The sequence below is a fragment of the Paracoccus sp. (in: a-proteobacteria) genome, from assembly GCF_039808215.1.
GTDB lineage: Bacteria > Pseudomonadota > Alphaproteobacteria > Rhodobacterales > Rhodobacteraceae > Paracoccus.
On record NZ_JBDHSP010000013.1, the window covers coordinates 59,120 to 68,266 of the forward strand.

Here is a 9,147-nt window from a genome sequence, read left to right on the forward strand (position 1 = left end):
GCTCAGGGATAGCGCAAGCCGGCGCCGCTGTCACGCCCCCCAAAGCGTGGCGCCCGCGGCGGACCTGCCCGCCGGCCACGCCCTGCCGGTCGCCTGCAGGTGGTTGATGTGGCCCACCGCCTCGGCCAGCGCCAGGCCGAACTCGGGTTTCGCGATGTGGCGGCGATAGAGCAGGGGAAAGCAGTCCACGGCGCTGCGCGGCTTTTCGCGCAGCCCGGCCAGCATCCGCTCCAGCGCGGCGCGCTGGTTTTCGGCCAGTTGCCGCAGCCGGGTCGGCAGGCCGCGATAGGGCAGCTTGTGGCCGGGCAGGACCAGTTGCCCGGGGTCGGCGAAACCCGCAAGCCGGGTCGCGCTTTCCAGCCAGTCGCCGACGCTGTCGGCGCCGGGCTCGGTCGGGTAGACGCCCAGATTGGGCGAGATCGTCGCCAGCAGCTGGTCGCCGCCGATCACCAGATCGTCGTCGAGCGACCACAGCGTGACATGTTCCGGCGCATGGCCATTGCCCATGCGCAGCACCCAGTCGCGCTTGCCGAAGCGGATCTGCTGGCCCTCGCACAGCCGGCGATAGCCCGGCGGCAGCGGCGCGCAGAAATCGGCGCTGTTGAAGGGCCGCTCGAAGCTGCGCTCCTCGAGCAGATCCGCCGGCATGCCGGCCTGGCGCCAGAAGGCGATGGCCTGCGGCGTCGGGCGTTCCTGCAGGTCCAGCACCGACATGCGCGCCATCAGCCATGCGGTGCGCGAGGTCCACAGTTCCGCCCCCTGCGCCTGGAACCAGCCGGCAAGGCCGATGTGGTCGATGTGGTGATGGGTGGCGATCAGCCGCGTGACCGGCGCGCCGGCCAGCGGGCCGCGCAGGATCTGCTGCCAGATGGCGCGGCAGCGGCGGCTGTCGATGCCGGTGTCGACCAGCGTCCAGCCGTCGCCGTCGAGAAAGGCATAGGCATTGACGTGATCGGGCCGGAAGGGCAGCGGCAGCCGCAGCCAGAGCACGCCGGGGGCGATCTCATGGGCCTCGCCTTCGGCCGGGGGGGTGTGGGTCTCGCTCAGTATCACCCGGCCATGTGACCAAGAAGCACTGCGTCGTCAAGCGCCTGCAGGTCGTCACCCCCGGCACGGGCCGCGGCCAGATCGGCGGCGAAATGCGGCAGGATGCGGCTGACATAGACCCGGGCCAGCGCCCTGCTGCCGCCCTGGGTCGCGGCGCGCAGGTGAAAATGCGCCCCCAGCACCCGGGCAAAGGCGGCCAGATAGGGCACGGCGCCGGCGAAGCGCCCGGCGGGCGGCTGCTCGAGCAGATCCTGCGTCGCCTCGCGCAGCGTCTCGGCCGCCTGCCAGACCTGGTTGGCCAGCTCGGGTTCGGTGGTCTGGGCCGCCTTGGCGCCGTCGAGGATCTCGTCCAGCAGCGCCATGGCGGCATTGCCGCCGTCGGCCAGCTTGCGCCCGACCAGATCCATGGCCTGGATGCCGTTCGTGCCCTCGTAGATGGCGGTGATGCGCACGTCGCGCAGATACTGGGCGGCGCCGGTCTCCTCAATATAGCCCATGCCGCCATGCACCTGCACCGCGGCATCGGCGACGCGGATGCCGACATCGGTGCCATGCGCCTTGGCGATCGGCGTCAGCAGTGCGCCGCGCGCCTGCCAGTCCTCAAGGCCGGTGGCGCGCGCCATGTCCAGCGCCACGGCGCAGGACATGCAGATGGCGCGGGCGGCAAAGACCTCGGCCCGGGCCTCGGCCAGCATGCGCCGCACGTCGGGGTGGCGGATGATCGGCCCCATCTGCTGGCGTTCCTGCGCATAGGCCACGGCCTGCTGCAGCGCCGCCTCGGCCTGGGCCACGCCCTGCATGCCGACGCCAAGACGGGCGCAGTTCATCATGGTGAACATGGCGGCCATGCCCCGGTGTTCCTCGCCCACCAGCCAGCCGGTGGCGCCCTCGAAGCTCATCACGCAGGTCGGGCTGCCGTGGATGCCCAGCTTGTGTTCAAGGCTGACCACGCGCAGCGCATTGGCCGGGCCGGGCCGGCCCTGGGCGTCGGGGATCTGGCGCGGCACCAGAAACAGGCTGATGCCCGCGGTGCCGGGGCCGCCGTCGGGCAGCCGCGCCAGCACCAGATGGCAGACGTTTTCGGTCAGGTCGCTGTCGCCCCAGGTGATGAAGATCTTTTGCCCGGTGATGCGATAGCTGCCGTCGCCGGCGCGTTCGGCGCGGCTCCTCAGCGCCCCCACGTCCGAGCCGGCCTGGGGCTCGGTCAGGTTCATCGTGCCCGACCATTCCCCCGAGATCAGCTTCGGCAGGTAAAGCGCCTTCAGCGCCGCGCTGCCGTGATGCTGCAGGGCCTCGATCTGGCCCTGGGTCAGCAACGGATTGAGCTGCAGCGCCAGGCAGCCGGCGGCGACCATCTCGTTCACCGCCATGTTCAGGCTTTGCGGCAGGCCCATGCCGCCGAATTCCGGGGCCGCGGAAAGGCCGATCCAGCCGCCCCCGGCCAGGGCGCGGAACGCCTCGGCATAGCCGGGGCTCGAGCGCAGCCGGCCGTTCTCCAGCCGCGCCGGGGTCAGGTCGCCGGCGCGGTTCACCGGGGCGATGACCTCGGTCGCCAGCTTGCCGGCCTCGGCGAGGATCGCACTCACGGTCTCGGGCGTGGCCTCGGCGAACAGCCCGGTGCCGGCCAGTTGTGCAAACCCCGCGACCCTGTTCAGGATGAATTCGATCTGTCCGACAGGCGCCCGATAGGCCATGGTCTTGCCCTCCTCATGTCGCGCCTTGGCAAATCCGGCTGTGGCGCGTAACTGAAGCCCTGTCGGCGGATCATATTTCCCGGCCGGCAAGCGGCAACCACAACCCGACGTAACGAATGCAGACGCTTGTGCTTTTTCCCGATGCCGAGGGCCTGGCCGGTGCCGCCGCGCTGCTGGCTGCGGGCGAACTGGTCGCCATGCCGACCGAGACCGTCTATGGCCTGGCCGGGGACGCGCGCAACGCCCGCGCCGTCGCCCGCATCTATGAGGCCAAGGGCCGGCCCAGCTTCAACCCGCTGATCGTGCATCTGCCCGACCTGGAGGCGGCCGAGCGCATCGCGCATTTCGATGCCCCGGCCCGGGCGCTGGCGCAGGCCTTCTGGCCGGGCGCGCTGACGCTGGTGCTGCCGCTGCGGCAGGATGCCGGCATCGCCGGGCTGGTGACGGCCGGGCATGACACGGTGGCGATAAGGGTGCCGGCGCATCCGGCGGCCCAGGCCCTGCTGCGCGCCTTCGGCGAGCCGCTGGCCGCGCCTTCGGCCAATCCCTCGGGGCGGATCAGCCCGACCACGGCCGGCCATGTCGCCGACCCTGATACCGGGCTTGGCGGGCGCATCGCCGCGGTGCTGGATGCCGGGCCCTGCGCGGTCGGGGTCGAATCGACGATCATCGGCTGGGATGCAGGCCGGCCCATGCTGCTGCGCCCGGGCGGCATCGCCGCCGAGGCGGTGGCCGCGGTGCTGGGCCGGGCGCCGGTCCCGCCCGCTCTCCATGACCGGGCGCCGAATTCGCCGGGCCAGCTTTCCAGCCATTATGCGCCGCGCGCCAGCCTGCGGCTGGAGGCGCTGGGCGCGCGCCCGGGCGAGGTGCTGATCGGCTTTGGCCCCGTCGCGGGCGAGATGACGCTGAGCGCCTCGGGCGATCTGGCCGAGGCGGCGGCGCGGCTGTTCGATCTGCTTCGGCAGGCCGATGCGCTGGGCCGGCCGATCGCCGTGGCGCCGGTGCCCGGCCACGGGCTGGGCGCGGCGATCAACGACCGGTTGCGCCGCGCCGCCGCGCCGCGCTAGGCGTGGCCGGCGTCGGGTGACAGCAGCAGCGGGTCGATGCCCAGCGATTTCAGCGCCGCCCGCCACTTGCCGGCATTGTCGGCGCCGAAGATGATCTCGTCGCCGCGTTCCGAGGTCAGCCAGCCATTGTCGCGGATCTCGGAATCCAGCTGTCCCGGGCCCCAGCCGGCATAACCCAGCGCCAGCAGCGCCGGCAGCGGGCCGCGGCCACGGGCGAAATCCTCGAGAATGTCGCGGGTGGTGGACATCGCCAGATCCTCGGCGATGCGCAGGCGGTTCTCGTCGGCCTCGCCCTGCGCCACGTGATGCAGCACAAAGCCGCGCCCCGGCTCGACCGGGCCGCCAAAGCGCACGGGAATGTCCAGTGCCTCGCGCCCGGCATCGATGCCGAGCTGTGCCAGCAATTCGCAGAACCCGATCTCGGGCAGGGGGCGGTTCACCACCAGCCCCATGGCGCCGTCCTCGGAATGGGCGCAGATCAGGATGACGGAATGTTCGAATCGCGGGTCGCGCATGCCGGGCATGGCGATCAGCAGCTTGCCGGTCAGATTGCTGGCCTGGTCCATGGTCCGCTCCGTGCTGGCTTTGCCTCAGGATCGGTCCTTTGTGGCGGTTTCGCAAGGCATTGCCGGCATCGTGACTTCACGTCGGAGCGCGATTGCGGCAAGAAGGACGGCATGAGGATCATCGCGCTCCTGCTCATCACTGCCGCGCCGGCGCTGGCGCAGGACCTGCCGCCCGGCCTGGCCTCGGCGGAACTGCTGCCCGGCTGGGTCACGCCCGAGGGCCGGCGCATCTCGGCGCTGAGGCTGCGGCTTGAACCGGGCTGGAAGACCTACTGGCGCAGCCCGGGCGATACCGGCGTGCCGCCGCGGTTCGACTGGCAGGGCTCGCGAAACCTGGGCGCGGCGCGGCTGCTGTGGCCGCGGCCCGAGGTGATCGATTCGGGCGGCGAGCGCACGCTGGGCTATCACGACGAGCTGATCCTGCCGATCGAGGTCACCCCGCAGGATCCGGCCCGTCCGGTCGATCTGCGCGCCGTGGTGGATTTCGGGCTTTGCCTTGACATCTGCGTGCCGGCGCAGCTGGCGCTGGCCGCCGGGCCGGCGGGTGCTGCGCCCGATCCCGCGATCCGGGCGGCGATCGCCAGCCAGCCCGAACGCTCGCCGGCGCAGCCCGCCTGCGAGATCTCCGAGATCGGCGACGGCATGCAGGTCCATGCCACCCTGCCCGACAGCGCCGCCGGCGCCGGCGCGGATGTGGCGATGGAACTGATGGGCGCCGAGGTCTGGGTCTCGGCCCCCGAGATCGGGCGCGAGGACGGGCGGCTCAGCGCGCGCGCGGATTTCATCGCAGCCTCGGGCAAGCCCTTCGCGCTGGACCCCGCGGCGCTGCGCATCACCCTGATCGGCGAGGGTGGCGCGGTCGAGTTTCAGGGCTGCGCCGCGTCGGGCTGAGCGTCAAGCCGTGCCGCAAGCGTCAGCAGGTCGGCCCAGGCCTCGCGCTTGGCCAGCGGCGTGCGCAGCAGATAGGCGGGATGCGCCATCGGCAGCGCCGGCAGGCCGAAACCTGTGGTCCACTGTCCGCGCAGCTTGAGGATGCCCTGGCGGTTCAGTGCCGCGGCGCAGGGCGTGTTGCCCATCAGCACCAGAACATCGGGCCGGGCCAGTTCGACATGGCGGCGCAGGAAGGGCAGCATCAGCGCGATCTCGGCCGGCTGCGGCTGGCGGTTGCCCGGCGGCCGCCAGGGCAGGACATTGACGATGTAAAGCGCGTGCTCGGCATCGACCGCCTGGCGCGACAGGCCGATGGCGGCGAACATCCGGTCCAGAAGCTGGCCGGCGCGGCCGACGAAGGGGCGGCCCTGCCGGTCCTCCTCCTCGCCCGGCGCCTCGCCGATGACCATGACGCGGGCCGCCGCATGGCCGTCGGCAAAGCAGAAGCTGCGCGCGCCCTTCCGCAGCTCGATGCCGTCGAAGCCTTCCTGCGCCGCGGCCAGCGCCGGCAGCGTCGTGGCGGCCAGCGCCAGGGCCTCGGCGCGGGCCAGCAGATCCGCCGCCGGGGCAGGGGCAGGGGCAGCGGCAGGGGTGATCAGCTCCTCCGGGCCATAGCGGTCGAGCGGCGCGTCGAGACAGGGCTCGTCCGCGCCCATTTCGGCCTGCCACTGCAACAGCGCCAGCGCCGTGGCGCCGTCCAGCGCGAATCCCCTGAAGTCCGGTTCTGCAGTCATGGCGGCAAGCTAGGCCGCGCCGGTGCCTGCGGCAAGCGCCGGGTCATTCCCTTGACGCTGTTGCCGTGCGGCGATACGCGAGGCGAAGCCATCGAAACCGGAGGACATGTGCGATGACGACCTATTCCCTGCTGATCCTGCCCGGCGATGGCATCGGCCCCGAGGTCATGGCCGAGGTGCGCAAGGTCATCGGCTGGTTCGAGACGAACCGCGGCCTGACCTTCGATGTCAGCGAGGATCTGGTCGGCGGCGCCGCCTATGACCGGCATGGCGTGCCGCTGGCCGACGAGACCATGGCGCGGGCGCAGGCGGTCGACGCGGTGCTGCTGGGCGCGGTCGGCGGCCCGAAATACGACAGTCTGGACTTCAGCCTGAAGCCCGAGCGCGGCCTTCTGCGCCTGCGCAAGGAGATGGACCTGTTTGCCAACCTGCGCCCGGCGCAGTGCTTCGACGCGCTGGCGGATTTTTCCTCGCTCAAACGCGAGGTGGTCGCCGGGCTCGACATCCTGATCGTGCGCGAACTGACCTCGGGCGTCTATTTCGGCGAGCCGCGCGGCATTTCCCCCGACCCGACCCCCGGCAACGAGGGCGGCCGCGTCGGCGTCAACACCCAGCGCTATACCAGCGGCGAGATCCGCCGCGTCGCCCGCGCCGCCTTCGACCTGGCCAGGAAGCGCGCGGGCCGCGTCTGCTCGATGGAAAAGGCCAATGTCATGGAATCGGGCATCCTGTGGCGCGAGGAAGTGCAATGGGTGCATGACCACGAATACCCGCAGGTCGAGCTGTCGCACATGTATGCCGACAACGGCGCCATGCAGCTGGTCAGGAACCCGCGGCAGTTCGACGTGATCGTGACCGACAACCTGTTCGGCGACATTCTCTCGGATGCGGCGGCGATGCTGACCGGCAGCCTTGGCATGCTGCCCTCGGCCAGCCTTGGCGCGCCGATGGCGAATGGCCGGCCCAAGGCCATGTATGAGCCGGTGCACGGCTCGGCCCCCGACATCGCCGGGCAAGGCAAGGCCAATCCGATCGCCTGCATCCTGAGCTTTGCCATGTGTCTGCGCTATTCCTATGACCTCGGGACCGAGGCCGACATGCTGGAGGCCGCGGTCGAGAAGGTTCTGGCCGACGGCGTGCGCACCGGGGACCTGATGGGGGCCGAGGGCGGCACGCCGGTCTCGACCGCAGAGATGGGCGATCACATCGTCGCGGCACTTTCCGCGCAATAGGTCACGGCCGCGCCCCTGGCGGGCGCGACCCCTGTCGCCAGATGGCGCGCGGAGAGCGTAATGACGGCCGGAAATGTCAGGGGTGCGCTGCTTGCCCTGCTGTCCATGGGCATCTATTCGACCCATGACGTGATCATCAAGCTGCTGGGGGAAACCTATCCGGCGCTGCAGATCCTGTTCTTTTCCGCCATCCTGTCCTTTCCGCCGCTGGCGGTGCTGCTGCTGCGCGACCCGACGCATGGCACGCTGCGGCCGCGCAACCCGTTCTGGGTCGGGCTGCGCTCGGCCTGCATCGTGACCTCGGGCGTCTGCGGCTTTTACGCCTTTTCCGTGCTGCCGCTGGCGCAGGTTTATTCCATCCTGTTCGCGGCGCCGCTGCTGGTCACGCTGCTGTCGATCCCGCTTCTGGGGGAAAAGGTCGGGCTGCACCGCATGTTCGCGGTCATCGCCGGGCTTTGCGGGGTGCTGATCGTGCTGCGGCCCGGGGCGACGGCGCTCAGCCTGGGCCATCTGGCGGCACTGACCGGGGCCAGCGCCTCGGCGATGTCGGCGATCGCGGTGCGCAAGCTGGGCCGGTCCGAGCGCACGGTGATCCTGCTGCTGTGGCCGATGATCGGGAATTTTCTGCTGACCGGCGCTTCGCTGAGCCTTGCCTACCGGCCGATGGAACTGGGGGACCTGGCGCTGACCGGGGTGATCGCGGTGCTGGGGCTGGCGGCGGGTTTCCTGCTGATCCTGGCCTATCAGGCGGGCGAGGCGGCCAATGTCGCGCCGATGCAATATTCGCAGATGCTCTGGGCGGTGGCCTACGGCTGGTTCCTGTTCGACGAACGTCCCGACCTGCCGACCATCGCCGGCGCGGCGCTGATCATCGCCTCGGGCCTTTACATCCTGATGCGCGAAAGGCTCGGCGCCTCGCGGCTGCGCCCGGCCAGCGAGGCCAAGCCCGGCAACGAATCCGTCACCTCGCCGCGCTGGAACCTGCTGCAGCGCCTGCTGCGGGGGCGCGACTGATTTTGCACGATTGCCTCTTGCATTCCGCGCGGCCGCGGGCTACCTGCCCCGCACGGTCGGAGCGTAGCGCAGCCTGGTAGCGCACCTGCTTCGGGAGCAGGGGGTCGGAGGTTCGAATCCTCTCGCTCCGACCAAGAGCCAGTTGATAAAAGGCAGATAGCTCTGCATTTTTAATCACGGGAACTGCCTCGTGATGAGGCTGGACTATCTATAGTATATTGAATTATATTAAAATAATGCTGCGCACTCGGCGAGCACGCAGCAGGGTCGACTAAATGCCGCTATCGACGCTGGCGGCGACAGGGTGCCTAACGATGTGTCTGGGCGGTCGAGCACTCATCCCGCGCTCGCTCGTCTCCAGCGCAGCGTCTTCTGTTAGATCGGCGATAAGGGCGGAAAGCAGTCTGATAGGGGTGCGGCATGGCAATCGCAGCAAGCTGGCAAAGCGGCCGTTCATCCAGCGCGCGGCGATCACCGACCCCCGCGTTCCGAAACGGGCGGAGAGCCGCCTGACGGCAGTGCAGCATGGCAGCCGCAGCGAAATCGAAAGAGCGGCCAGCCATGCCGCGCGCGGCGAGGTGAAAGCGTGCTGAGCCTAGCAGACTGCTGAAAAAGTGTATTCGGGCCGTGCTCCAGCGGAAATCTTCCCTAAACTGGCAGATATGGCTGCGAAAACCTGACTTTTGGGGGTGTGCCGAGGCGTTTTCCTGCTTCTCAGCATCACCCTTGGTCCCCGTTTGACTGTTTCAGCAGCCTACTAGGGGCAAGCCCTAGCCTCGTCTCTAACAGTCTGCTGAAGAAGTCGGCCCTCGACCTGATTTACGGAACATGATTCATCCTGCGCACGGTTACGGCGGGGGTGA

At 69.8% G+C, this 9,147-nt stretch carries 9 protein-coding genes and 1 tRNA gene; 6 read left to right on the top strand and 4 right to left on the bottom strand.

Going from position 1 to position 9,147, the window contains the following annotated elements:
* Nucleotides 1-30: 30 nt before the first annotated feature.
* Nucleotides 31-1,053 (bottom strand): MBL fold metallo-hydrolase, encoded by a 1,023-nt coding sequence (locus WMK75_RS07010; protein WP_347266954.1) that lies wholly within the window; start codon nt 1,051-1,053, stop codon nt 31-33.
* The gene (locus tag WMK75_RS07015) at nt 1,050-2,741 is read right to left on the bottom strand and encodes an acyl-CoA dehydrogenase (protein ID WP_347266955.1); all 1,692 of its coding nucleotides are present in this window, start codon (nt 2,739-2,741) and stop codon (nt 1,050-1,052) included. Before WMK75_RS07015 ends, WMK75_RS07010 begins: the two co-directional genes overlap by 4 nt.
* Nucleotides 2,742-2,857: 116 nt before the next feature.
* Between WMK75_RS07015 and WMK75_RS07020 the strand changes: the two genes are divergently transcribed.
* A complete protein-coding gene (locus tag WMK75_RS07020) occupies nt 2,858-3,808 on the top strand; it encodes an L-threonylcarbamoyladenylate synthase (protein WP_347266956.1) in 951 nt (316 codons plus the stop codon).
* On the opposite strand, the gene WMK75_RS07025 is transcribed toward WMK75_RS07020, so the two are convergent.
* Nucleotides 3,805-4,374, bottom strand: coding sequence for a YqgE/AlgH family protein (locus WMK75_RS07025; RefSeq protein WP_347266957.1), 570 nt, complete (start codon nt 4,372-4,374; stop codon nt 3,805-3,807). The two genes, WMK75_RS07020 and WMK75_RS07025, sit on opposite strands and share 4 nt — an antisense overlap.
* A 111-nt stretch (nt 4,375-4,485) precedes the next feature.
* Between WMK75_RS07025 and WMK75_RS07030 the strand changes: the two genes are divergently transcribed.
* Complete coding sequence (locus WMK75_RS07030) at nt 4,486-5,265, top strand: protein-disulfide reductase DsbD domain-containing protein (protein ID WP_347266958.1); 780 nt, start codon at nt 4,486-4,488, stop codon at nt 5,263-5,265.
* On the opposite strand, the gene WMK75_RS07035 is transcribed toward WMK75_RS07030, so the two are convergent.
* Nucleotides 5,241-6,038, bottom strand: coding sequence for a uracil-DNA glycosylase (locus WMK75_RS07035; RefSeq protein ID WP_347266959.1), 798 nt, complete (start codon nt 6,036-6,038; stop codon nt 5,241-5,243). The genes WMK75_RS07030 and WMK75_RS07035 overlap by 25 nt on opposite strands.
* A 113-nt stretch (nt 6,039-6,151) precedes the next feature.
* Between WMK75_RS07035 and leuB the strand changes: the two genes are divergently transcribed.
* The 4 genes from leuB to WMK75_RS07055 all read left to right on the top strand — a co-directional run bounded on the left by leuB (nt 6,152) and on the right by WMK75_RS07055 (nt 8,877).
* The gene (gene leuB, locus WMK75_RS07040) at nt 6,152-7,270 is read left to right on the top strand and encodes a 3-isopropylmalate dehydrogenase (protein ID WP_347266960.1); all 1,119 of its coding nucleotides are present in this window, start codon (nt 6,152-6,154) and stop codon (nt 7,268-7,270) included.
* 60 nt (nt 7,271-7,330) lie between these two features.
* Nucleotides 7,331-8,284 (top strand): DMT family transporter, encoded by a 954-nt coding sequence (locus WMK75_RS07045; RefSeq protein WP_347266961.1) that lies wholly within the window; start codon nt 7,331-7,333, stop codon nt 8,282-8,284.
* A gap of 57 nt (nt 8,285-8,341) precedes the next feature.
* Nucleotides 8,342-8,418, top strand: a tRNA-Pro gene (locus WMK75_RS07050).
* A gap of 180 nt (nt 8,419-8,598) precedes the next feature.
* Nucleotides 8,599-8,877 (top strand): hypothetical protein, encoded by a 279-nt coding sequence (locus tag WMK75_RS07055; RefSeq protein WP_347266962.1) that lies wholly within the window; start codon nt 8,599-8,601, stop codon nt 8,875-8,877.
* Nucleotides 8,878-9,147 lie beyond the last annotated feature (270 nt).

Coding starts and splice junctions, on each gene's coding strand:
- leuB (WP_347266960.1), top strand. CDS start 6,152: ATGACGACCTATTCCCTGCTGATCCTGCCCGGCGATGGCATCGGCCCC.
- WMK75_RS07030 (WP_347266958.1), top strand. CDS start 4,486: ATGAGGATCATCGCGCTCCTGCTCATCACTGCCGCGCCGGCGCTGGCG.
- WMK75_RS07015 (WP_347266955.1), bottom strand. CDS start 2,741: ATGGCCTATCGGGCGCCTGTCGGACAGATCGAATTCATCCTGAACAGG.
- WMK75_RS07020 (WP_347266956.1), top strand. CDS start 2,858: ATGCAGACGCTTGTGCTTTTTCCCGATGCCGAGGGCCTGGCCGGTGCC.
- WMK75_RS07035 (WP_347266959.1), bottom strand. CDS start 6,038: ATGACTGCAGAACCGGACTTCAGGGGATTCGCGCTGGACGGCGCCACG.
- WMK75_RS07025 (WP_347266957.1), bottom strand. CDS start 4,374: ATGGACCAGGCCAGCAATCTGACCGGCAAGCTGCTGATCGCCATGCCC.
- WMK75_RS07055 (WP_347266962.1), top strand. CDS start 8,599: ATGTGTCTGGGCGGTCGAGCACTCATCCCGCGCTCGCTCGTCTCCAGC.
- WMK75_RS07045 (WP_347266961.1), top strand. CDS start 7,331: ATGACGGCCGGAAATGTCAGGGGTGCGCTGCTTGCCCTGCTGTCCATG.